Source organism: Promicromonospora aerolata (genome assembly GCF_042682255.1).
Classification (GTDB): Bacteria; Actinomycetota; Actinomycetes; order Actinomycetales; family Cellulomonadaceae; genus Promicromonospora; species Promicromonospora aerolata.
The window spans coordinates 2,583,331-2,607,152 of sequence record NZ_JBHUHF010000001.1 but is presented as its reverse complement, the minus strand read 5'-3'; the positions used below and the strand labels follow the sequence as shown (position 1 = coordinate 2,607,152).

18 protein-coding genes and 1 tRNA gene are annotated in these 23,822 nt (G+C 71.5%); 10 read left to right on the top strand and 9 right to left on the bottom strand.

Features of this window, described 5'->3' with window-relative positions:
- Nucleotides 1-55 precede the first annotated feature (55 nt).
- From ACFSL2_RS11735 to ACFSL2_RS11725, 3 genes are all read left to right on the top strand, one after another.
- Complete coding sequence (locus ACFSL2_RS11735) at nt 56-1,522, top strand: hemolysin family protein (protein WP_377198029.1); 1,467 nt, start codon at nt 56-58, stop codon at nt 1,520-1,522.
- Nucleotides 1,519-2,565 carry a hemolysin family protein gene (locus ACFSL2_RS11730; RefSeq protein WP_377198028.1) on the top strand — a complete coding sequence of 349 codons (1,047 nt, stop codon included), beginning with the start codon at nt 1,519-1,521 and terminating at the stop codon, nt 2,563-2,565. Before ACFSL2_RS11735 ends, ACFSL2_RS11730 begins: the two co-directional genes overlap by 4 nt.
- Nucleotides 2,566-2,749: 184 nt before the next feature.
- On the top strand, nt 2,750-3,592 hold the full coding sequence (locus ACFSL2_RS11725) for a M15 family metallopeptidase (protein WP_377198027.1): 843 nt from the start codon (nt 2,750-2,752) through the stop codon (nt 3,590-3,592).
- Between the two features lie 36 nt (nt 3,593-3,628).
- Here ACFSL2_RS11725 and ACFSL2_RS11720 read toward each other — a convergent pair whose 3' ends face one another.
- From ACFSL2_RS11720 to ACFSL2_RS11710, 3 genes are all read right to left on the bottom strand, one after another.
- On the bottom strand, nt 3,629-4,294 hold the full coding sequence (locus ACFSL2_RS11720; protein ID WP_377198026.1) for a CYTH domain-containing protein: 666 nt from the start codon (nt 4,292-4,294) through the stop codon (nt 3,629-3,631).
- 97 nt (nt 4,295-4,391) lie between these two features.
- A complete protein-coding gene (locus tag ACFSL2_RS11715) occupies nt 4,392-5,378 on the bottom strand; it encodes a GNAT family N-acetyltransferase (protein WP_377198025.1) in 987 nt (328 codons plus the stop codon).
- A 42-nt stretch (nt 5,379-5,420) separates the two neighbouring features.
- The gene (locus tag ACFSL2_RS11710) at nt 5,421-5,978 is read right to left on the bottom strand and encodes an STM3941 family protein (RefSeq protein WP_377198024.1); all 558 of its coding nucleotides are present in this window, start codon (nt 5,976-5,978) and stop codon (nt 5,421-5,423) included.
- Nucleotides 5,979-6,058: 80 nt separating this feature from the next.
- Here ACFSL2_RS11710 and ACFSL2_RS11705 point away from each other — a divergent pair, with 80 nt between their 5' ends.
- Both ACFSL2_RS11705 and ACFSL2_RS11700 read left to right on the top strand, forming a co-directional pair.
- Nucleotides 6,059-6,730, top strand: a complete 672-nt coding sequence (locus ACFSL2_RS11705; RefSeq protein WP_377198023.1) for a TetR/AcrR family transcriptional regulator — start codon at nt 6,059-6,061, stop codon at nt 6,728-6,730.
- A 4-nt stretch (nt 6,731-6,734) separates the two neighbouring features.
- On the top strand, nt 6,735-9,059 hold the full coding sequence (locus ACFSL2_RS11700; protein ID WP_377198022.1) for an arylsulfatase: 2,325 nt from the start codon (nt 6,735-6,737) through the stop codon (nt 9,057-9,059).
- A 162-nt stretch (nt 9,060-9,221) separates the two neighbouring features.
- Here the strand turns inward: ACFSL2_RS11700 and ACFSL2_RS11695 are convergent, their stop codons facing one another.
- Both ACFSL2_RS11695 and ACFSL2_RS11690 read right to left on the bottom strand, forming a co-directional pair.
- On the bottom strand, nt 9,222-9,956 hold the full coding sequence (locus ACFSL2_RS11695; protein ID WP_377198021.1) for a hypothetical protein: 735 nt from the start codon (nt 9,954-9,956) through the stop codon (nt 9,222-9,224).
- A 233-nt stretch (nt 9,957-10,189) separates the two neighbouring features.
- Nucleotides 10,190-10,262 (bottom strand) — tRNA-Arg (locus tag ACFSL2_RS11690).
- A 178-nt stretch (nt 10,263-10,440) separates the two neighbouring features.
- Here ACFSL2_RS11690 and argS point away from each other — a divergent pair.
- Nucleotides 10,441-12,102 (top strand): arginine--tRNA ligase, encoded by a 1,662-nt coding sequence (argS, locus tag ACFSL2_RS11685; protein WP_377198020.1) that lies wholly within the window; start codon nt 10,441-10,443, stop codon nt 12,100-12,102.
- Nucleotides 12,099-13,460: a diaminopimelate decarboxylase gene (lysA, locus tag ACFSL2_RS11680; protein WP_377198019.1), complete on the top strand. Its 1,362-nt coding sequence runs from the start codon at nt 12,099-12,101 to the stop codon at nt 13,458-13,460. Before argS ends, lysA begins: the two co-directional genes overlap by 4 nt.
- Before the next feature lie 10 nt (nt 13,461-13,470).
- Here lysA and ACFSL2_RS11675 read toward each other — a convergent pair whose 3' ends face one another.
- On the bottom strand, nt 13,471-15,132 hold the full coding sequence (locus ACFSL2_RS11675) for a PHP domain-containing protein (protein WP_377198018.1): 1,662 nt from the start codon (nt 15,130-15,132) through the stop codon (nt 13,471-13,473).
- Nucleotides 15,133-15,537: 405 nt separating this feature from the next.
- Between ACFSL2_RS11675 and ACFSL2_RS11670 the strand changes: the two genes are divergently transcribed.
- Nucleotides 15,538-17,019, top strand: a complete 1,482-nt coding sequence (locus tag ACFSL2_RS11670) for an HNH endonuclease (protein WP_377198017.1) — start codon at nt 15,538-15,540, stop codon at nt 17,017-17,019.
- A gap of 109 nt (nt 17,020-17,128) precedes the next feature.
- On the top strand, nt 17,129-17,710 hold the full coding sequence (locus tag ACFSL2_RS11665) for a GNAT family N-acetyltransferase (protein ID WP_377198016.1): 582 nt from the start codon (nt 17,129-17,131) through the stop codon (nt 17,708-17,710).
- A 110-nt stretch (nt 17,711-17,820) separates the two neighbouring features.
- Here ACFSL2_RS11665 and aceB read toward each other — a convergent pair whose 3' ends face one another.
- Nucleotides 17,821-19,641 carry a malate synthase A gene (gene aceB, locus ACFSL2_RS11660; protein ID WP_377198015.1) on the bottom strand — a complete coding sequence of 607 codons (1,821 nt, stop codon included), beginning with the start codon at nt 19,639-19,641 and terminating at the stop codon, nt 17,821-17,823.
- A complete protein-coding gene (aceA, locus tag ACFSL2_RS11655; protein WP_377198014.1) occupies nt 19,641-20,987 on the bottom strand; it encodes an isocitrate lyase in 1,347 nt (448 codons plus the stop codon). The genes aceB and aceA overlap by 1 nt, the downstream gene beginning before the upstream one ends.
- A 283-nt stretch (nt 20,988-21,270) precedes the next feature.
- On the opposite strand from aceA, the gene ACFSL2_RS11650 reads away from it, so the two are divergent.
- The gene (locus ACFSL2_RS11650; protein ID WP_377198013.1) at nt 21,271-22,746 is read left to right on the top strand and encodes a helix-turn-helix domain-containing protein; all 1,476 of its coding nucleotides are present in this window, start codon (nt 21,271-21,273) and stop codon (nt 22,744-22,746) included.
- A 19-nt stretch (nt 22,747-22,765) separates the two neighbouring features.
- On the opposite strand, the gene ACFSL2_RS11645 is transcribed toward ACFSL2_RS11650, so the two are convergent.
- A complete protein-coding gene (locus tag ACFSL2_RS11645; protein WP_377198012.1) occupies nt 22,766-23,695 on the bottom strand; it encodes a LysR family transcriptional regulator in 930 nt (309 codons plus the stop codon).
- Between the last annotated feature and the right edge of the window lie 127 nt (nt 23,696-23,822).

Sequence of the window (23,822 nt, the reverse complement as noted above, 5' to 3'; positions counted from 1 at the left end):
CCGACCGAATTCCCTGGCATACACCGGACTCCCCCAGTGCCCCCCGGAGCACGAGATGACCGGCGACTGGATCATGGTCGCCGTCGGCGTGCTCCTCACAGCGGGAACTGCTGTTTTCGTGGCGGGGGAGTTCTCCCTCGTCACCATCGACCCCGCCGTGATCGGCGACTCCGACGACTCGGAGGGAGACAGACCCGGCCGGACCAGGTCTGACTCTCGCACCGCTCCCGGCGCCGCTGCCCGGCCCGGCCTCGGCCAGGGCGTGCGCGACCGCAGCGTACGCACCGCGCTGCGGCACCTCTCCACGGAGCTGAGCTCCGCCCAGGTCGGCATCACGCTGACCACGATCCTGCTGGGCTACACGGCCCAGCCGGCGCTGAACTCCCTGATCTCGGCGGGTTTCGGCGCCGCATCCGTGCCCACCGCCGTCTCCGCGGCGCTCGCGGGTGTCCTCGCCATCATCCTGGTGAACGCCTTCTCCATGGTGTTCGGCGAGCTGATCCCCAAGAACTTCGCGCTCTCGACGCCCCTGGCCACCGCGCGCCTGGTGGTGCCGGTCCAACGGGCGTTCACCATCACGTTCAAGCCGCTCATCGGGGTGCTCAACGGATCGGCCAACGCGTTGCTGCGCCGGATGGGCGTGGAACCGCGGGAGGAGCTCTCCGGAGCCCGGTCGGCGACCGAGCTCGCCTCCCTCGTCCGCCGGTCGGCCGAGGAGGGCACGCTCGAGGAGGGCGTCGCGACCCTGCTGACGAACTCGATCGAGCTCGACACGCTCAGCGCCCGGGACGTCATGACCGACCGGCTGCGCATGTCCGTGGTGGACCGGGCCGCGACGGCGGACGACGTCGTCGCGCTCGCCCGGCGCACGGGGCACTCGCGGTTCCCGGTGATCGGCGAGGACCGGGACGACATCGTCGGCCTCGTCCACCTGCGCCGGGCCGTCGGTGTGCCGCACGACCGCCGGGCCGAGGTGCCCGCGGCGGCCCTCATGGTGGACGCACCCCGGGTGCCCGAGACGGTGCGCCTGGGCCCCCTCCTCGTGGAGCTGCGCGGGTTCGGCCTGCAGATGGCCGTGGTCGTCGACGAGTACGGCGGCACCTCCGGCGTCGTGACGCTGGAGGACGTGGTCGAGGAGCTCGTGGGCGACGTCGCGGACGAGCACGACCCCCGCCGCGCCGGCGCCGCCCGCGCGGCGGACGGCTCCTGGATCGTGCCGGGCGTGCTGCGTCCCGACGAGCTCGACGAGTACACGGGCATCGAGGTGCCGGAGGGTGCCGCGTACGAGACGCTCGGCGGCCTCGTCATGGCCGAGCTGGGCCGCATGCCCGCCGTCGGCGACGAGGTGACCGTGGGGCACGCCCTCGCCCGGGTGACGCTGCGCGTCGAAGCCATGGACGGGCGTCGCGTCGAGCGGGTACGCGTCCGTCCCCTGCCCGACGACGACGGGGGCGGTGTCCTGGCCGACGACGACCGGCCCCGGGCCGACCGGGCGCGCAGCGAGAAGGGCGCGAACCGATGAACACCACCACCGCACTGGTGATCGGGCTCGTCCTGCTCGCCGGCAACGCGTTCTTCGTCGGCGCGGAGTTCGCCGTCATCTCGGCCCGGCGAAGTGCCATCGAGCCGCTCGCCGCTGCCGGGGACCGGCGGGCCGTGACCGTCCTGTGGGCGATGGAGCACGTGTCGCTCATGCTGGCCTGTGCGCAGCTGGGCGTGACCGTCTGCTCCACCGGCCTGGGCATCGTCGCGGAGCCGGCACTGGCCCACCTGCTCGAGGGGCCGCTGCACAGCATGGGGGTGAGCGACAGCCTCACCCACCCGATCGCGCTCGTCATCGCGCTCTCGCTCGTCGTCTACCTGCACGTGGTGCTCGGCGAGATGGTGCCGAAGAACCTGGCCGTCTCCGGCCCGGACAAGGCGGTCATGTGGTTCGGGCCGCCGCTGGTGCTCCTCGCCCGGGTGCTGCGCCCGGTGATCGGCGGCCTGAACTGGGTCGCGAACCACGCGGTGCGGCTGGCCGGTGTGGAGCCCAAGGACGAGGTCGCCTCGGCCTTCACCGCCGAGGAGGTCCAGTCCATCGTGGAGCACAGCCAGGCCGAAGGTGTGCTGCGTGACGAGCAGGGCCTCCTGGCCGGGGCCATCGAGTTCTCCAACCGCACCGCGAGCGAGGTCATGGTGCCGGTCGACGGTCTGGTGGCCGTGGACGAGACCAGCACGCCGGACGACGTCGAGCGACTGGTGTCGAAGCACGGCTTCAGCCGCTTCCCCGTGGTGACCCACGGCGCGGAGGGCGACGAGCTGGTCGGGTACCTGCACCTCAAGGACGTGCTGTACGCGACGGGGCCGGCCCGGTTCGAGCCGGTGGCCGTCTGGCGCGTGCGCGCGCTGGCCGCCGTCGCGCCGGACGACGAGGTCGAGGACGCGCTCCGGGTGATGCAGCGCTCCGGCTCGCACCTCGCGCGGGTGGAGGGCACCGGGGGCGAGCTGCTCGGTGTCGTCTTCCTCGAGGACATCCTCGAGGAGCTCGTCGGCGAGGTGCGGGACGCCATGCAACGGCGTTGAGCAGGGGTTGACCAGGTACGGGGCGCGTCCTGTGCAGGTCCCGTCCTCCACAGGGCGGGGCTTGGCAGGTGGGCCGACCCCGGTTAGTGTCTCGTCCGACATCTACACCGCGAGGGGCCGCGGGACACATGACGACGGAGGACCAGTGGAGTCCACTGCTGTGACGAGCATGCAGCCTGCCCTCATGACGCGTCGGGCCCGGCGCGAGGCGGAGCAGCGCACGCACGCGACGCGGACCCGGTCCACGCGGGCGACGACGTCGTTCGACCAGCTGGTCACCGGATCGGTCCCGAGGCCCGCCCGGCCTACGTCGTCGATACCGGCCGGGCAGCGCTTCATCTCCCGGGCCACGGTCATCGGCACGCTCGCCGCCGCGACCATCGCGGCACCGCTCACCCAGGCCGCGAACCAGACCGGTGAGTCGCCGTTCGAGGTCGAGGCGCCCCACACCGGGCCCAGCACGCTGGACCTCGTGACGCAGCCGGTGGAACGCCCCGAGACCTCCGGGTCGGTGGTGCGTGCCGAGGCGATCACGCGGCCGGAGTCGGCCGCCAGCCGATCGCTGGACCGCAGCCCCCTGCCCGAGTGCGACGTCGACGCGCCCGTCGACGGGACCAACGGGGCGCTCGCGGACCACTCGCTGTGCGAGCTGTGGCAGCCGGGGGAGTACCTGCGGCCCGACGCGGCGCTGTCGCTCAGTGCGCTCAACGAGGCGTTCCGCGCATCCTTCGGGCGGGAGATGTGCCTCGTGGCGAGCTACCGCAACCTGGACACCCAGTACGAGCTCAAGGCCTCCCGTGGGTGGTACGCCGCGTCGCCGGGTACCTCGATGCACGGCTGGGGCCTCGCGATCGACCTCTGCTCCAAGGAGACCGGGAACAGCGAGGTCTTCTCGTGGCTCTGGGCCAACGCGCCGTCCTACGGCTGGCAGAACCCCTCGTGGGCGCAGCTCGGCGGCAGCAAGTACGAGCCCTGGCACTGGGAGTTCGTGTCCGGCGTCGTCGAGAAGGGCGAGTGGCGGGGCTAGTTTCCCGGCCGGAGCGCGGGCCGGGCCCGCGAGCCGTCAGAGGCGCAGGTGGGTGTTCGGCCCGAAGTCCTGGCGGAACACCGGTCCGTCGGCCGCGAGCTCGGCGGTGAACGACGGCGCCCACGCGCTGTAGGGCTCCATGGCGAGCGACTCGTTCGAGAACCGCCGGTCGTCGGTGATCTCGGTGACGCAGAAGTCCGGGATCTGGAGACCGGTGACGGGGCCGGCGCGTTCGCACTCGGCCACCACGAGCGGGTGGTTGGCGCCACCGAACACGTCGATCGACCAGCCGTCTGCCCCGAGCCACACGGCGTAGCGCACCTTGACGATGGGCGCCCCGCCCCGGCGGACCAGCTCGACACCGATGTTCGGGTCCAGCTCACGTTCCGCCTCGTAGCGGGTGCCACCGATCGCCGGCCCCTTCACCGTGACGGCGGCGAAGTCGATGTCCGCCGTGTGCGCCCGGAGGATCTCCGCGGGATCGGTGTCCTCGGCGAGGTCCACGTCGGTGTCGCCGGCCTGGACGCGGACCCGGAGGGCGTAGCCGTCGTCGGCCAGGAAGTAGGACTGGACGATGAGGGCCGGCGCGTCCCGGAGCTCAGCGGGGAGCTCGCGCACGAAGAACCGGCGCTCGAACTCGAAGTCGGCATAGCCGCGGTCGGGATCGGCCGGGCCGGGTTCGTCGAAGCGATCGTCGCTCATGGGGTCCCCAGGTGCCTGTCGTCGGCTGATCCGGGTAGTTTACCCAGCCGGCTGCCGCGCCTCCTGCCGGCCGAACCTGCCGGCCGCGCGCTGGACGTCAGCTCCCCGGCGCGTCGTCCTCCCAGGCGGCAGCGCTGATCCGCCAGCCGGCGGCGGTACGCACGAGCTGCATCGACTTCATGCCGCCCCCCTCGAACTGTGCGCCGCCCAGCACGCCGCCCTTCGAGTAGCGCCCGAACCAGTGGGCGATGCCGCCGAACACCTCCAGGCGTCCGGACTGTGCCTCCTCGTGGAAGTCGACGAGCGTGCCGTCGGTCAGCATCTTCTGCCGTGGGGCGATGAACGTGTCGACGTCGTAGACGGCGAGCCCGTTCTCGGAGCTGCTGATGATGACGGCCTCCGGCAGCATCATGTCGCGCAGGGCCGTCATGCGGTCCTCGACGCCGGGCCCCGAGGTGAAGGCGGCGAAGAAGCCCTCGACGATCGACCGGATCTCGTCCTGTCCGCCGTCGCCGACCGGAGCCTGCCACCGCTCCGCGGTCAGACCGAAGACGAGCTTGCCGGCCCATGCGCCCTCGAACCAGGCGTTGTCGACGAACCGCGCCTCCTGGGTGAAGCCGAGACGCCTGAGCAAGCGAGCCGAGGCCTGGTTGTCGTCGAGGCACGTCGCCTCGACGCGGTGCAGGTCGAGCTGTTCGAACCCGAGGCGCAGCATCGCCGTGGCCGCCTCGGCCGCGTAACCCTTGCCGTGGAACGCGCGCCCGAACGCGAAGCCCAGCTCGCCCTGCCGGTGCTCGGCACTTGTCCACTTGAGCAGGACCTCGCCGATCACCGTCCCCGTCTCGCGCAGCTCCACCGCGAGCACGAGCCACTGGCCGGGTTCGGTCAGGACCGCCTGGTCGAGCTTCCGGGCGAGCGCGGCTTCCGTCGCCGCCCGGTCCCGGACCGGCCAGGGCAGGAAGCGCACCACCTCGGGATCGCTGTGGAAGGCGAGCAGGTCCTCCAGGTCCGTCGGGCGATGGGGGCGCAGCGTCAGCCGCGACGTCTCGATCGGGTAGTCGGGCCGGAACGGTTCATGCAGCATCTGGCGTCCTCTCGTCGGTCCGGAAAGATCGTCGATCGTCGATCACCGCTCGCGGTCGTCGAGGAGCTGCGTCCGGGTGAAATGTTCGAACGCCACCTCGAGGTCGGCCATCGAGCACTTGATGCTCCCCGGCTTGAGCACGACGGGCGTGCCGACCAGGCGCGCGTTGACCGCGGCGACCACACGCCGCAGCACGGTTCGCTGGCGGACGACCACCGCCGCCGGATCGACGACGTCGACGGCAAGCACCTGCCGGAAGCCCTGCCGTATCTCGCGGACGCCGGTGACCTCGGACCAGAGCACCTGCTCGACGCCGAGGTTGGGCAGCCAGTCGGTGAGGCCGTCGTCGTCGAGCGTGAGCACGGGCCAGGTGGGGAGCAGCAGGCGGCGCACCACGATGAGGCCCAGGCCGGTGAAGACCAGGACCCCGATCGCACTCACCGACACGATGACCAGTGCGGCCGGTGAGCCGCTGGTCTGGGCGACGTCGAAGCCCAGGCGGGCGGCCACCGCGCACAGCACCACGAGGGCGAGCGTGGTCAGGGTGAGCGTGAGGACGTGCGCACGGGACGGATAGAAGTCCACGGACTCGTCGGGCATACCGGGACAGTAGTGGCAGTTGAGGACGAACCGGTAGCCGGACCGGTTTCGATACGCGACGGACGCGTATCGTTTCTCGGGTGAACGAACACAGCCGTGCACCGGGCAGGCCGCGCAACGCCGAAGCGGACAATGCGGTGCTCAACGCGGCGCTCGACCTGATCGCCGAGTCGGGGGTCGACGGCGTGAGCATCGAGCAGGTGGCGAAGCGTGCAGGCGTCGCCCGCACGACCGTCTACCGTCGGTACGCGGCGCGTGACGACCTCGTGATCGCGGCACTCGTGGCGAACGAGGCCGCGGTGCTCGCATCCTTCCGGGTCCCCGACCAGCCGGGACCGGCCGACCTCGTCGCCACCTGGTCGGCCGGGCTCAGCGTTCCCAGGGCGCGAAAGCTGCTGCGCCGCATGATGTCGGTGCCGCGCGACCATCCGAGACTGTGGGCAGCCTTTCGCCAGGCGAGCGTCGACGCACGCGACCAGAGCGTGCACGACCTGGTGGTCCGCGCCCAGAAGCATGGCCAGCTGGCCGTGGACGCCGACCTCGAGATGATCCAGGCGCTGCTCACGGGCGCCGTGGCGGTCCACCTCACCAACTACTCCGACGACACGCCCGCCGAGGAGGTCGCCGGCTATCTCTGGCGTGTGCTGCGCACGGTCGGGTTCCGGGTCGAGGCGGGTGACCAGGGCCGACCGTCCGGAGGGCGAGGTGCAGTGGGCGAGGTCCGGGGGGCGAGCCGAAGCATGATCACATGAGGAGATGATCGACCGAACGCGCCTGCCCATCGATATCCCGACACCGACCAGCGGGGCGGTGCCGCCGGGGACCCCCGTGCAGCCCGTCCGCCCACCCTCGGGTGCCCCGCACGTCCTGCTGATCCTGGTCGACGACATGGGATTCGGGGCGCCCAGCCCCTTCGGCGGGCCGTGCCGCATGCCCAACGCCGAGCGGCTCGCCGGTCGGGGGCTGCGGTACAACCAGTTCCACGTCACGTCGCTGTGCTCGCCGAGCCGGCAGGCGCTGCTGACCGGCCGCAACCACCACTCCGTCGGCATGGGCGTGACCACCGAGATGGCGACCAGCCAGCCCGGGTACAGCGGGTTCCGCCCGGCCAGCGCCGCGACCATCGCGCAGACGCTGTCCGGCAACGGGTACAGCACCGCCGCGTTCGGCAAGTGGCACCAGACCCCGCCCGCCGAGGTGAGCCCCTCCGGGCCGTTCGACCGCTGGCCCACGGGCGAGGGGTTCGACCACTTCTACGGGTTCATGGGCGCCGAGATGAACCACTGGTACCCGCAGCTCTACACCGACACCACGCCGATCGAGCCCGAGCAGCGGCCGGAGGACGGGTACCACCTCTCCGAGGACCTCGTCGACCGCGCAGCCGAGTGGATCCGCCGCCAGCACGAGGTCACGCCGGACAAGCCGACGTTCACCTACCTCGCCTTCGGCGCCACGCACGGCCCCTTCCACGTCTCCGAGGAGTACCGCGAGCGCTACGCGGGCCAGTTCGACGACGGCTGGGACGTCCAGCGCGAGAAGACCCTCGCCGAGCAGAAGCGCCTGGGCATCGTCCCGCCCGAGACCGAGCTCGCCCCGTGGGTCGACGGCGTGCCGCACTGGGACGAGCTCGACGAACGCGAGCGCCGGGTCAGCGCGCGGTTCATGGAGACGTACGCCGGGTTCGCCGAGCACACCGACGCGCAGATCGGGCGGCTGCTCGACGAGCTGGACGACACCGGCGTGCTCGACGACACCGTCGTCGTCCTCATCCTCGGTGACAACGGCGCCACGGGTGAGGGTGGCATCGAGGGCACGATGCGCGAGCACCTCGTCGGGCACGGTTTCGCGGACGACGTCGCCTGGATGGACGAGCACCTCGACGAGCTGGGCGGACCGCGCAGCTACGGGATCTACCCCGTCGGCTGGGCGCTCGCGATGAACACCCCGTACCAGTGGACCAAGCAGGTGGCCTCGCACTACGGCGGCACCCGCGACGGGATGGTCGTGTCGTGGCCGAACGGGATCGAGGCCCAGGGCGAGATCCGCTCCCAGTGGCACCACCTGATCGACATCCTGCCCACGCTGCTGGACGTGGCCCGGGTGCCCGAGCCGGAGACCGTGAACGGCGTTCCGCAGCAGCCCATCGAGGGCGTGAGCATGCGATACAGCTTCGATGACGCCGAGGCCGCAGACCGCCGTCGCACCCAGTACTTCGAGATGGTCGGCAACCGCGGCATCTATCACGAGGGCTGGACGGCCGTCGCCCAGCACGGGATCCCGTGGCAGATGGTCGGCGGGCACGGGCCGTTCGAGGACGACAAGTGGGAGCTGTACGACACGCGGGTCGACCCGAGCCAGGCCCACGACGTCGCCGATGCCGAGCCCGAGCGGCTCGCCGAGCTGCAACGGCTGTTCCAGTCCGAGGCCGAGCGCTACCAGGTGCTGCCGCTCGACGACCGGGTGACCGAGCGGGAGAACCCGCAGATCGCCGGCCGGCTGGACCTGCACGGCGACCGGACGGAGATGACGTTCGGCCCGGCGACGGCGCGGCTGGGGGAGGAGGCGGCGCCGAACGTCAAGAACCGCAGCCACACCGTCACCGCGGACCTCACGTGCGCCACGGCCGCCGACGACGGCGTGATCGTCGCGCAGGGCGGCCGGTTCGGCGGCTGGTCCCTGTACTGCACCGGTGGCCGTGTCGGCTACGCCTACAACTGTTACGGGGCGGACCTCACGACCGTCGAGGGCGAGACCGTGCTGGCGCCCGGTGACCACCGGGTGGTCGTCGAGTTCGACTACCTGGGTGCCGACGAGGAGCCCGGCGGCCCGGCGGAGGTGCGGCTCCTGGTCGACGGCGCGCCCGTCGGCACCGGGCGGATCGGCCGCACGACCGCGTACTACTTCGCGTTCGACGAGACGTTCAACGTGGGGGTCGACCGTGGCACGCCCGTCACGGACGCGTACGAGGCCATCGACAACCGGTTCGGCGGGAAGGTCTCACGGGTGCACTTCACTCTCGGCTCGGAGAGCGAGCAGGCCGAGACGCGGCGGCGGCAGGCGCTGAAGCTGGCGGACGACTGAGGCTGGTAAGCGCTCGGTAGCGGGCGGCGGCGACCCACGAGAGTCAGTGTGGCCGCCGCCGAGCCGCACGATGATCGTGCTCCCGCCCGCCGAGCCGCACGAAACACGTCGCTCAGGGCCCGGATCGACACGTGGCGTGCGGTTCGGCCACGGCACGGACGACTACCTTGCGGTTCGACGCCGAGCCGTGCCGGGTGCCGCGGCGTTCTCACCACGATCGGCTGGGAGGAGGGCCGCGAATGGCCAGGGGACGACGTCGAGGTAGTGGCGGTGGACCAGCGCGCGGGCGTGTGCTTCGTCGGGCGGAAGCGCGTACCGGTTGGCGGAGAGCCCGTCCACAACGGCCTGCACGACACCGCTGGCCTCTGGCCGGCTCTCGTCGGGAAGTGGTCGTCCCTGCAGGGGGTGCACGAACCCGAGCCGTCGCATCACGGTGAGGGTCTCCAGGGTTCGTCTGCGGACGCCATGTGCCTGGGTGATCGGTCGGTGGTCCTGAAGCGCCATGTCATGCAGGAACTGGGTGGTCCGGGTGGGGTTCGCCAGCTGCGGGCGCCAGTCGGGTCGACGAGCGAGGACGCGGCAGAGCACGTCAAGGGCGGAGCGGTCGGCGTCGGTCCGGCCGCTGACGACACCGGCCGCATCGAGCGGCGCATCCTTGGGGCTGTTGCCGAGGCGGCTGACGATGCTCGTCCAGGTGCGGCGGCTCGTGTACAGCTGAGCGATGGGAGCGGCGTAGCGCCCGGCACCTAGCACCGCAATCCCGATCGGAGCACCGCCACGAGTCGCGACCCATCCGGTGATCGCCCACTGATCGAGATCGGGCGCCGCGTAGTGCTCGTAGGGCAGGTCCACCACGACCTCGTCGGCACTGATCCGCATGCCTGCGGGGGTGAGCATGATGTCGCACGCACGGCCCCGACGGCGTCCAGGCACGATCAATCCGCCATCAACGGGCCGGGCAGCCTGCATCCATGCGCTCACATTCACCGACACAGCATGGAGCACGCGCACGGCCTGCGGCGACCAGTACGGGACGTTGACCTGTGGTGGGGAGACTGGTGGGGAACAGCGCCTGGCCCGGGACAGCAAAAAGGCCCCTCATCAGGTGTCATACCTGGTGAGGGGCAATGTGCGCCTGAAGGGATTCGAACCCCCGACCTTCTGCTCCGGAGGCAGATGCTCTATCCACTGAGCTACAGGCGCGTGGCGTGCCGAACGGCCCGTAGGTTCACGCTCGACGCACGGAGCAGACTACCAGCACTGGCCGGGTGGGCGGGCATCGATATCGACGAGCGAGCCGCACGGGGGAACGTGGGCCGCCGTCGGGCACCCCTGTGGAAAGGCGAGGCGGCGAACTTGGCCCGGCCGATAGAATCGGTCCGTGACACCCACTGAGCTCTCTGAAGCGCTGAGCGCTGCCCTCGCCGCGGCCGTAGCCGACGGCACACTCGCCCTGCCCGCCGACGCCCTCCCGGCGTCGGTCCACGTGGAGCGACCCCGGCAGCGTGAGCACGGAGACTGGGCCACGAACGTGGCCCTGCAGCTCGCGAAGAAGGCGGGCACCACGCCGCGCGCGCTGGCCGAGGACCTGGCCGCACGCCTGGGCGAGACGCCGGGCATCAAGTCGGTCGGCGTCGCCGGCCCCGGGTTCCTCAACATCACCCTCGATGTCGGGGCGGCCGGCGAGCTGGCCCGCACGATCGTGGAGACGGGTGCGACCTACGGCCGGGGCGAGGCCCTGGCCGGCCAGGTGATCAACCTGGAGTACATCAGCGCCAACCCGACAGGCCCGCTGCACATCGGGCACACCCGCTGGGCGGCGCTGGGCGACTCGCTCGGACGCATCCTCCGTGCGGCCGGGGCCAAGGTGGCCGCCGAGTACTACATCAACGACGCCGGCGCGCAGATGGACCGCTTCGGCGAGTCCATCCTGGCCCGCGCCACGGGCGGTGAGGTGCCCGAGGGCGGCTACCGCGGCGAATACGTCAAGGAGCTCGCGGCCAAGGTGCTCGCGGACCACCCGGACCTGCCGGAGCTGCCGCGTGCGGAAGCCATCACCGTCGCCCGCGAGTCGGGCTACGAGCACCAGCTCGCCGAGATCCGCGAGGTGCTGGCGAACTTCGACGTCCACTTCGACGTCTGGTTCTCGGAGCGTGACCTGCACGACTCGGGTGCCGTCGAGAAGGCGGTGTCCCGCCTGCGCGAGCAGGGGCACGTGTTCGACAAGGAGGGCGCGGTCTGGCTGCGCACCACGGACTTCACGGACGACAAGGACCGCGTGATGATCCGGGCGAACGGCGAGCCCACGTACTTCGCCGCCGACGCCGCGTACTACCTGTCCAAGAAGGACCGCGGGTTCCCGGGCAAGATCTACCTGCTCGGCGCCGACCACCACGGGTACGTCAACCGGCTCAAGGCCATCGCGGCCTGCGCGGGGGACGACCCGGAGTCGAACATCGAGGTGCTGATCGGGCAGCTCGTCAACGTCGGCGGTGCCAAGCTGTCCAAGCGGGCCGGCAACATCATCGAGCTGCGCGACCTGGTCGACTGGATCGGCAAGGACGCCGTGCGCTACTCCCTGGCCCGCTACCCCGCGGACTCGCCGCTGGAGCTGCAGGGCGAGGACATGATCAAGCAGTCCAACGACAACCCCGTGTTCTACGTGCAGTACGCGCACAGCCGTACGGTCCAGATCGGGACCAAGGCCGTCGAGCGCGGCGTGCGCCGCGTGGACGGGTTCGATCCGGCGCAGCTGTCGCACGCCTCGGAGACGGCGCTGATCGGACGGCTCACCGAGTTCCCGCGGATCGTGGCGCAGGCCGCCGAGCTGCGCGAGCCGCACCGGGTGGCCCGCTATCTCGAGGCGCTCGCCGGCGACTTCCACTCCTGGTACAACGACGACGAGAAGCTGCGCGTCACCCCGTACCAGGACGAGGAGGTCACGGACGCCCACCGGGCACGTCTGTGGCTGAACGACGCCGTGCGCACGGTGCTCGCCAACGGCCTGGACCTGCTGGGCGTGAGCGCTCCGGAGCGGATGTGACGGGCGCACCCTGGTCGACCGGCGTCGGGCGGCTGCCGGACGGCGCGCTGGCGGTCGCGGGCGTCGACGTCCGCGACCTGGCCGCCGAGCACGGAACGCCCGCGTACGTGCTGGACGAGGCCGACTTCCGGCTGCGGGCCCACGCGTACCGCACGGCGTTCGAGACGGCGTTCGGCGCGGTCGGGGCCGGTGTGGACGTGTACTACGCCGGCAAGGCGCTGCTCACCGTGGCCGTCGCGCGCTGGGCGCGCGAGGAGGGGCTGCGGGTCGACACGGCGTCGGGCGGCGAGCTCGCCGTCGCGCTCCGTGCGGAGGTACCGGGCGCGGAGATCGGCCTGCACGGCAACAACAAGTCCGACGCCGAGATCCTGCGGGCGCTCGACGCGGGCGTGGGCCGCATCATCGTGGACTCGCTTGTCGAGATCGAGCGCGTCGCCCACCTCGCCGCGGAGCGCGGGGTCGTCGCACCGGTGATGGTCCGCGTGACCACGGGCGTGCACGCGGGCGGGCACGAGTACATCGCGACCGCCCACGAGGACCAGAAGTTCGGTCTCTCGGTGAACCCGGCGGGGGGCTCCGAGAGCCCCGCGATGAACGCCCTGCTGGCGGTGCTGAAGCATCCCGAGCTGAAGCTGCTCGGTATCCACTCGCACATCGGCTCGCAAATCCTCGACCCCGACGGTTTCGAGGCCGCTGCTCGCGTGGTGCTGCGCCTGCGGGCCGACCTGGCCGAACGGTCGGGCGTGCTGGTCGACGAGGTCGACCTCGGTGGTGGCTACGGCATCGCCTACCTGCCCGGCGAGGTCGCGCTCGACCCGGAACGGGTGGCCAAGGACATCGCGCAGTCCGTCGCCGGTGTGTGCCAGGACCTGGGCACGAGCCTGCCGCGGTTCTCCATCGAGCCCGGCCGCGCGATCGTCGGCCCTGCGGGCCTCACGCTCTACACCGTCGGCACGGTCAAGCCGGTCACCGTCTCGGACGACGACGGCGCGGACTTCACGCGGACCTACGTGTCCGTCGACGGCGGCATGAGCGACAACATCCGCCCGGCCCTGTACGGGGCGGCGTATCACGCGGACGTCGTGAGCCGGTCGTCCACGGCCGAGCCGGTGCTGGCCCGTGTGGTGGGCAAGCACTGCGAGTCGGGCGACATCGTGGTGCACGAGGTCCGGCTCCCCGCCGACGTGCGGGCGGGCGACCTGCTCGCGGTCGCCGCGACGGGCGCCTACGGGCGGTCCATGGCGTCGAACTACAACATGCTGCCGCGACCGCCCGTCGTCGCCGTGTCCGACGGCGGCTCGCGCGTGCTGGTGCGCCGCGAGACCGAGGACGACCTGCTGGGGCTCGACCTGGGCTGATGCCGGCCGGCTACCGCACGTCGACGTAGATCGGGTTGGTGTAGAGCCAGGTGTCCGCCCACGGGTCGCCGTCGTTGTCGGCGTGCTGCAGCGGGCCGGCGGGGTCGATCGACGCGCCGAGGAACCCGGCGCCGTGGCGGTTGCCGTCGCTGCCACGCAGGCGGATGTAGCAGGACTCCGTGATGCGGCCGAGCGGGATGCGCAGCTGGTAGGTGCCGGACCTGGTGCTCGTGTCGATCTGCTCGACCACGCGCGTCTCGGGCGCCCGCCAGCTGTCCCGGTTCGTCGAGGGCCCGGTGACGGTGCCCCGGATCACGTCGAGGTGGGCGAGCCGCGGGAGCACCCCGTGCGGGTTGGGCCGGTGGGCGCTGCGCACCTTGACCACCAGCTCGACCGAGGTCCCGCGCTCCACGGTGAGCCGCCCGCCGAGCGTCGTGCCGTTGCCACGACCACCGCGGTCGCCGACGAGGCGGACGTCGAGCGCGTCCACGAGGTGCCCGTGGTCCACCCAGGCCCGGCCGCGGCGCAGGCCGTCCATGACGTCGAGATAGCCGTGCCGGGTCACGCCCACGTGAGTGCGGCTGAACTCACCCGGCCAGAAGTCGCTTCCCGGCTGCGGCGTCCCGGTGTCGACGGGGGACGGCTTCCAGCCCAGGGAGTCGAAGTTCTGCCCGGGTGGCATGTCGCCGTCGCGCCAGGTGTCCCAGATGGTGCGGTGGTTGTCGGAGTTGGACGTGATCGAGAACAGCGTGCCCTCGGCCAGCATCGCGTCCCACATGCCCCCGACGGTGGCGGTCATCCAGTCGAAGCCGCCGAAGGTCCGGTACGACTCGATCGGGTAGCCGGCGAAGGAGTCGGGCCGGGGCGCGTTGTTGTACTCGCCCCGCTGGGCCCCCGTGCTGCCGCGGTAGGCCACCCAGGCGGGATCGGCATCGCCCTGGGCGCCCGGTGCGCCCTCCATGCCGATGACGACGCCGCGCGCGGCGTCGCGCCATGCCCGGAGCTCGTGCGGTGAGTCGATGCCGAGCCGGGACGGGTGGTTGGCCAGCACGAGGAGGTCGTCGACGTAGCCGTTCGACCTCTGGGCGGCGAGCCACCGCAGTGCCTGCACCGCGCGCTGCTCGTTCTCGGGCAGGTCGGCGTCCCAGCCGTTGAGCTTGGCGTCCCACCGGCGCTCGAACTCGCGCAGCAGCTCGACCTCGTACGGGCCGGGCGCGGCGAACACGGTGCCGTGCTCGGCGGCGGGGATGTACCACTCCAGACCCTGGAAGATCAGCTGGCGCGGGTTGCGTGCCCGCGCGGCCATGATCTCCGCGTGCTCGGCAGCGGCTCCCTTGTCGCGGTGCCCGTGGTTGCTGTGCTCGGTGAAGACCATCCAGTCCAGGCCGAGCTCCGCGCCCTTGGCGGCGAGCTGGTCGAAGTCGTACTTGGCGTCGTGGCTGTAGCGGGTGTGCACATGGTGGTCGCCGACGAGCCACGCGAGCTGCGGGTCTCCGGGGCGGCCGGAGGCGGCGGCGGTCGCGGCGTGCGCACCGGTGGCGAGCGCCAGCCCGCCCGCCATGCCGAGGCGCAGGAACGTGCGGCGCGAGGCACCCTGGGGGTCCAGGGACGAGGCCGGCACGGACGGATCGGCCCAGGTGGGCAGATCAGTGGCACGGAACGGGTAGGACATGGTTCCTCCTGCGGCAGAGCGTGGTGACGCCACAGGGTCGCGCTGCTTGACGGCGCACGCGTGAATCTGGGGTGTCTGGCACCTGTCGGTCGGCCGTCGGATCTCGGCTCCTGCTCGCCGGGCCAGCCCATCGACGCCCCGGGTCGATGAGCGCCCCAGGAGGCGAATCGAACGGGTGTGCGATACGATGGTGGCATGTTCAGAGAGAGTGCATCAGAAGGGCCAGTGGTCGGCGGCATGCTGCCCACCGCTTCACTCGCTGACGCTCGAAGCGAGGTCTGGGCCAGCCTGGCATCCGTCTCTGACATCGACAGCGATGCCGGCGATTGTCCTTCCGGTGCCGTCACTGCCGCCAACGGTGCTGCCGCCGACATTCCCGGCTCGTACGGTGCTGACCCTGGTGAGGTGACCGCGGAGGCGGTCGCGGGCGTGCATGCGTGGCTGCTGTCCGGCTTCGGCCCCGCCGACGCCGCGTCACGGGTCGCGACACTGCGGGCGTTGGAGGCCCTTGCTGCGGGTGTGGTGGCCGTGCAGGCGCAGGTGCTGGTCGACCTACGCGACGAGGAAGTCCGAGCCGCGAAGGAAGCCGTGATCGCGTCGGGCGGAACCGTCCACGACAAGCGCGGTCGGCAGGTCCCGGTCACCGCCCGGTCCGCTACCCGTGACGCGGAGCGGGACGTGGCTCAGCAGGCAGGCCTCGCCCTGCGGGTCTCGCCGCATCGGGCCCGGTCCCTGCTCGCGGTCGCGACGGTCTGGCACACCGAGATGCCCTACACCCTGAGCGCCCTGCGGGAGGGACGGCTGTCCCAGGAACGCGCGACGCTGCTGGTCAAGGAGACCGCCTGCCTGACCCTGGCAGACCGCCAGACCATCGACGCGGACCTGTGTGCCGACCCGGCCGTGCTGGAGGGTGTGGGTACCCGGCGGCTGGTCGCGCTGATCACCGAGCACGCGGGCCGGCTCGACCCCGCCGCGCTGACCAAGCGGGCCGCGAAGGCCGTCTCCGACCGGTGCGTGACCCTGCGCCCGGCGCCGGACACGATGACGTACCTGACGGCGCTGCTCCCGGTCGCCGAGGGCGTGCAGGCCTACGCGGCGCTGAAGCTCGCCGCGGAGACCGCCCGGCACACGGGAGGGGACCAGCGACCGGCTGGGCAGATCATGGCCGACACCCTGGTCGAACGGATCACGGGCCAGGAGAACGCCGGGGACGTCCCGGTCACCGTGCACCTGGTCGTCTCGGACGAGGCGCTGCTCGCCGGCGGGCACGAACCTGCCGTCGTGCTGGACGGTACCGGCACGGGACACGGCGCCATCCCCGCACAGGTGGCGCGCAACCTCGTCGCCAACGGCCTGGACCTGAACGCTGCGTGGCTGCGCGCCGTCTACACCACCAGCACGGGCGACTTGGTGGGCACCAGCAGCAAGCAACGGTTCTTCACCGACGGGCTCGCCGACCTGCTCCGCGTGCGCGACCAGGGCATCTGCCGCACCGCCTGGTGCGACGCACCGATCCGCCACCTCGACCACATCACCCCGGCAGGCCGCGGCGGGGACACCACCCTCGCGAACGGCCAAGGACTCTGTGCTGCCTGCAACCAGGCCAAGGAAACCCCCGGCTGGACCGCCGCCGCGGAGATCGACCCCGAGACAGGCAGACACACCGTCACCACCACCACACCGACCGGACAGCAGTACCGGTCGGTCGCACCCCAGCCCCCACGACCGGTACGAAGCAAACCGCCGCTCGACGGGCAGCCGCCGGGCGGGACGACGGTCGCGCGGCCGGACACGCAGTCGGGCCGAGCGACCGGCCCGGTCACCCTGTCGTGCCGGGTGCGCCAGCCGGCACGCCACCACCTACGACCGGCAGCCCGCGCAACCTGAGACGCCCGGCCACCTCCGGGTCCGCGCCGGCACGCGGCGCCCAGCCGCATCGGCGTCGTCAGGCCGGGACCGAGTATTCGATGTCCGCCGCACCCCGTCATGGCGCACGATGGCACGCATGTCCTTGGTAGCCCCCCACCTGCACACCGCACGCCTGCGTCTGCGGCCCTTCACGGATGCCGACGCCGCCCCTCTCTTCGCGCTGCACAGCAGCGCCCTCGTGATGCGCTACTGGGACTCTCCACCGTGGACCGAACAGACTCGTGCGGAGCGCTTCATCGCAATGTGCCGGAAGATGGCCGACGAAGGGACCGGGGCACGAGTGGCCATCGACCGTGCTTCTGACGGAGCCTTCGTCGGCTGGTGCGGTCTGACCGGGTGGAACCCGGATTACCGCAGCGCGTCGCTGGGCTACTGCCTCGACGACGCGATGTGGGGCCACGGCTACGCGACAGAAGCCGCGCACGCCCTGCTGCAGTGGGCGTTCGACACGCTGGACCTCAACCGAGTTCAGTCCGAGACCGACACGCGCAACGTGGCGTCTGCCCGGGTCCTGGAGAAGGCTGGATTCGTCCGTGAGGGGACGCTGCGGGAAGAGTGCGTCGTGAACGGCGAGGTTTCGGACACGTGGGTGTTCGGGTTGATCAGGCGAGAGTGGCGGCCGCCGATCACGCTGAGCGCAGCCCGCTAAGGGCCAGTGGCCACACCCGACGCCGGGCCGGTCAGACCCCCAGGGGTGGTGGGGCCGGAGAGAGAACGGCGACCGGCGCGGCGTCGGGCAGCTTGTGGAGGGGGCGAACCTCAGACCTGGTCGGCGGCCGAGCCCACCAGGTGTCCCTGGTAAGCGGCGTTCGTCAGGAACGGCGGGAAGGCGTCCTTGAGCGCGACCTCGCGGAAGATCGCCGCGGCCTCCTCGATGCGGTTGCCGTGGTCCGGTGACAGCGAGGCGACGACGTCGAGCAGGATCGCCTCGACCCGCTCGCGCGTGACCGGTAGCTGATCGTCGTCGGTCACGGTGCCCGAGGCGATCCACTGCCACACCTGGGACCGCGAGATCTCGGCGGTGGCAGCGTCCTCCATGAGGTTGTCGAGCGCCGCGGCTCCCGTACCGCGGAGCCAGGCGTCGAGGTAGCGGATGGCCACCGAGACGTTCGACCGCAGGCCGGCCGAGGTCACGGTCGCCCCGGCGCGGCGCGCGGACGCGATGTCGAGCAGGTCGTGCTGACCCACCTCGACGTCGTCGCGGAGGCGCGAGACCTGGTTCGGTGCGTCGCCGAGCACGGCATCGAACTCCCGCGCGGCCACGGGGATCAGGTCGGGGTGGGCCACCCAGGTGCCGTCGAAGCCGTCGCGGGCCTCGCGCTTCTTGTCCGCGGCGACCTGGTGGAACGCCCGCTCGGTGACCTCGGGGCTGCGGCGGTCCGGGATGAACGCGCTCATGCCGCCGATGGCGTGCGCACCTCGCTTGTGGCAGGTGGCGACGAGCAGCTCGGTGTACGCCCGCATGAACGGTGCGGTCATGGTCACCTGCGCGCGGTCGGGCAGCACGTACGAGTCACCGCGGGTGCGGAAGCACTTGATCACGGAGAACAGGTAGTCCCAGCGGCCGGCGTTGAGCCCCGCGCAGTGGTCCCGCAGCTCGTAGAGGATCTCCTCCATCTCGAACGCCGCGGGCAGCGTCTCGATGAGCACCGTGGCGCGGATGGTCCCGCGGGGGATGCCGAGCGCGTCCTGCGCCACCTCGAACACCTCGTTCCAGAGCCGCGCCTCCTTGTAGCCCTCGAGCTTGGGCAGGTAGAAGTACGGGCCGCGGCCCCGGGCGATCAGCTCGGCGGCGTTGTGGAAGAAGTAGAGCCCGAAGTCGACGAGGCTGCCCAGGGCGCTGCTCGTGATGCCGTTCGCGTCCGTGTAGCGCAGGTGGGTCTCGTCGAGGTGCCAGCCGCGCGGGCGGAACACGATGGTCGGGAGGTCGGCGATGGTGGACGACCGCAGCGCGTACTCCTTGCCCGCCTCGTTCGTGAAGCTGAGCGTGCCGCGGATCGCGTCGTGCAGCGCGAGCTGTCCCTCCACCACGTTGGGCCACGTCGGGCTCGACGCGTCCTCCGCATCCGCCAGCCAGCACCGGGCGCCGGAGTTGAGCGCATTGATCGTCATCTTCGGGTCGGTGGGGCCCGTGATCTCGACGCGGCGGTCCTCCAGGCCGGGCGCACGACGCGAGCCGGCCACCCGCCAGTGCGGGTCGTCCCGGACCGGCCGGGTGGACGCCCGGAAGTCGGGGTCGCTGCCGTCCGCGATGTCCTGCCGGCGCAGCTGGCGCCGCGCGATCAGCTCGTCGCGGGCGGCGTCGAACCGGTCGTGGAGCAGGGCCAGGAACTGGAGTGCGTCGGTGCTCAGGATCTCGCCGTAGCGCGGGCCCACGGGACCGGTCACGGTGATGACGCCTCGGCGGGCGCCGGTCCGCGAGGCGCCCACCCCACCGTTCGGCAGGAAGCTCGGGGCCGAGCTCCTGGGAGCCGAGGAGGAGCTGTTGCGTGCGGCCGGCGGGGTGCCGATCCCGGCGAGGCCGGCATCGGGATCGAAGGGGTTGGCGCCCTGCGGGCGGGTGTCGATGGTCGCGGTCATCAGAACTGCGCCGCCTCGGTCGAGCCGGCCAGGGCGGTGGTGGCGGAGCTCGGGTTCAGCGCCGTGGCCACCCGGTCGAAGTAACCGGTGCCGACCTCGCGCTGGTGCTTGGTGGCCGTGTAGCCGCGCGCCTCGGCGGCGAACTCCTTCTCCTGCAGCTCCACGTACGCGGTCATCTGCTCGCGGGCGTAGCCGTGGGCCAGGTCGAACATCGAGTAGTTCAGCGCGTGGAAGCCGGCCAGGGTGATGAACTGGAACTTGAAGCCCATGGCGCCCAGCTCGCGCTGGAACTTCGCGATCGTGTCGTCGTCCAGGTGCTTCTTCCAGTTGAACGACGGCGAGCAGTTGTAGCTCAGCATCTGGTCGGGGAAGTCCGCCTTGACGGCCTCGGCGAACTTGCGGGCGAGCTCGAGGTCGGGCGTGCCGGTCTCCATCCAGATCAGGTCGGAGTACGGCGCGTAGGCCTTCGCGCGTGCGATGCACGGCTCGATGCCGTTCGTCACCTTGTAGAAGCCCTCGTTGGTGCGCTCGCCGGTGATGAACGGGCGGTCGCGCTCGTCCACGTCGGACGTGATCAGCGTCGCGGCCTCGGCGTCGGTCCGGGCGATCACGATGGACGGAACGTCGGCGACGTCGGCCGCGAGGCGGGCCGCGTTCAGCGTGCGCACGTGCTGCTGCGTCGGGATGAGCACCTTGCCGCCCAGGTGGCCGCACTTCTTCTCCGAGGCGAGCTGGTCCTCCCAGTGCACGCCCGCGGCGCCGGACTGGATCATGGACTTCATCAGCTCGTACGCGTTGAGCGGGCCGCCGAAGCCGGCCTCGGCGTCGGCCACGATCGGGGCGAGCCAGTCGCGGGTGGGGGTGCCGTTCTCCGACACGTCGATCTGGTCGGCGCGCAGGAGCGCGTTGTTGATGCGCCGGACCACCGCGGGCACGGAGTTGGCCGGGTAGAGCGACTGGTCGGGGTAGGTCTGGCCCGAGAGGTTCGCGTCCCCGGCGACCTGCCAGCCGGACAGGTAGATGGCCTGCAGGCCCGCCTTGACCTGCTGCACGGCCTGGTTTCCGGTCAGCGCGCCGAGAGCATTGATGTAGTCCTCCTCGTGCAGCTGGCGCCAGAGGCGCTCGGCGCCACGGCGGGCGAGCGTGCTCTCCTCGCCGACCGAGCCGCGCAGGGCGACGACGTCCTCGGCGGTGTAGCTGCGCTCGATGCCGGCCCAGCGGGGGTCGGAGTCCCAGGACTGCTGCAGCTCGGCGGCCGTCTGCACCTGGTCGCCGGTGCGCACGGGCGTCGCGACCGTGGCGGACGCGGTGGCCTCGGACGTGGAATCGATCGTGGGTGCGCTCATGGCGGGTCTCCTTCTCGGGATGGAACGTCGTCACCGCGTCTTCCGGGTGACGTGTTACGACCTTCTGCCCTGCGCAACCCGCTTCTCAAGCAGATCTGAGTAGAAGAAACGAGGTTCTTCTGTTGAACGGAAGCCTTCCCGTATGTCACCCTCGGGCATGGCAGGAACCACCGGGAATGGCAGAACCGCGCGAAACGTGACTTCTGCGCGTCCTACGCAGAACGGCGCAGGACGGGCAACCGGCCGGCCGCACGGTCGGGTGCCGGGTCAGGCGCTCGGTCGGGTGCCCGGCCAGGCGTCGGAGGCGGGGGCCGGCCGGGCCGAGACCGAGCCGGACGCACTCACGATCGGCCGCCGCATCCGGCACCTGCGGACCAGCAAGGGGATGACCCTCGACGACCTCGCGGCGGCGATCGACCGGGCACCGTCGCAGGTCAGCACGCTGGAGAACGGCAAGCGCGAGCCCAAGTTCTCGCAGCTGCAGGCCATTGCCCGGGCGCTCGGCACCGGCGTGGACGACCTGCTCTCGGCCGAGCCGCCATCGGAGCGCGACGCGCTGGAGATCGAGCTCGAGCGGGTGCAGCGCGGCCCGCTGTTCGCGTCGCTCGGGATCGAGGGCGTCCGCATCGGCAAGTCGCTGCCGCACGACGCGCTCTCGACCATCCTGGCGCTGCACCGTGAGCTGGAGCGGCTGCACACCGAGCGCGCGGCCACGCCGGAGGAGGCGCGACGGGCCAACGGTGAGCTCCGCGGCGACATGCGGGCCAAGGACAACTACCTGCCCGAGCTGGAGCAGGTCGCCAAGGAGCTGCTCGCCGACGTCGGGCACACCTCCGGTCCGCTGCCGCAACGCATGGCGGCCGAGATCGCCGCGCACCTCGGCTTCACGCTGCACTACGTCAGCGACCTGCCGCACTCGACGCGGTCCGTCATCGACACCCGCAACCGGCGCCTCTACCTGCCGTCCAAGGGCTTCCGCGGCCGCTCGAACACGCGCTCCGCGCTGCTCCAGGCGCTCGCCTCCCACGTGCTCGACCACACGGAGCCCGGCGACTACGGCGAGTTCCTGCGCCAGCGCGTCGAGGCGAACTACCTGGCGGCGGCGCTCATGGTGCCCGAGAAACCAGGCGTGAAGTTCCTGCGTGACGCCAAGGACGAACGAGCCATCGCCATCGAGGACCTCCGCGACGCCTTCGGGGTGTCGTTCGAGACCGCGGCGCACCGGTTCACCAACCTCGCGACCCGGCACCTCGGCATCCCGGTGCACTTCATGAAGGTCCACGAGTCGGGAATCCTGCACAAGGCGTACGAGAACGACGGCGTGCGGTTCCCCTCGGACGCCCTCGGCGCCGTCGAGGGCCAGCACGTGTGCAAGCAGTGGACAGCGCGGCGCGTGTTCGACGTCGAGGACCGGTTCAACCCGTACGCGCAGTACACCGACACACCGTCCGGTACCTACTGGTGCACGTCACGCGTGGAGAACACGTCGGACGGCGCGTTCTCCGTGTCGGTCGGCGTGCCGTTCGCGGACGTCAAGTGGTTCGAGGGGCGTGAGACGACCGAGCGCAACACGTCGCTGTGCCCGGACGAGTCGTGCTGCCGGCGTCCGCCCGAGGAACTGTCGGCCAAGTGGGGCGACTTCGCCTGGCCCTCGGCGCGTCCCCACGCGTCGATGCTGGCGGCGATGCCCTCGGGCGCGTACCCCGGTGTGGAGACCACGGAGGTCTACCGATTCCTGGACCAACACGCCCCGGACTGAGGTCCGGCCCGCGACCCCGTCAGACCGGCCCGTCCAGTCCTAGCATGCGGGGTCGGCGGGTGCGCATCTCCGCCAGCAGGGCCTGCACGACGGCGGCCACGGCCGGCCGGCGCCAGGACTCGCTGCGGATCACCGCCCAGTAGGGCAGCCGCTCGGTGACCTCGTCGGGCAGGAGCCGTACGAGGTCGTCGTGCCGGTCGGCCATGAAGCAGGGCAGGAACCCGAGGCCCGCACCGGCACGGGTGGCCTCCACGTGCACGAACACGTTCGTCGAGGCCAGCGCGTCGCGCATGCCCGGCACGAGGCGGCGCGGTGCGTCGAGGTCGTTGACCTGGAGCATGGAGTCGACGAAGTAGACCAGCCCGTGCTCGGACATCTCGGCGACCGTGGTCGGTGTGCCGTGCCGAGCCAGGTAGTCGCGCGAGCCGTACATGCCGAGCACGTACTCGCCCAGGCGCACGGCCTTGGCCCGCTGCACGCTCGGCTGCCCGACGACGACGTCGATGTCGACCCCGGAGCGGTGGTGGGTCGCCACGCGGGTGACCGTGACGAGCTCGACGGACAGCTCCGGGTGCTCACCGCGCAGCCGCGCGATGGCCGGCGACGCGACGTACGCGCTGAACCCGTCGGTCGCCGTCATCCGCACGACGCCGGTCACGGGGTCGGCCTCGGTGTCGCCGGCCACGAGCCGGTCCACGGCGTCCGACACGGACTCGCCGGCCCGCGCCGCGCGGCGGCCGAGCGAGGTGAGCTCCCAGCCGTCGGCGCCGCGCACCAGGAGGCGGCCACCCAGGGCGCGCTCCAGCGCGGTGATGTTGCGGGCGACGGTGGTGTGGTTGACGCCGAGTGCCCGCGCCGCCGTCGTGTACCGGCCGGTGCGAGCCACCTGGAGCAGCACCAGGAGCTGGTCGGCGACCTGGCCGGCCGGCGGGTCGTTGCGGGCTGGCATGCGGCGACGGTACCAAGTGTGCATTTCTGCACACCGCGTCTGCCTACTTCGTCATTGCTCCGCACAGTGCTTGGCGGGAACACTCTGGCGAGTCATCGTGGCGGGACGTGCGGATCGCACCGGCCCG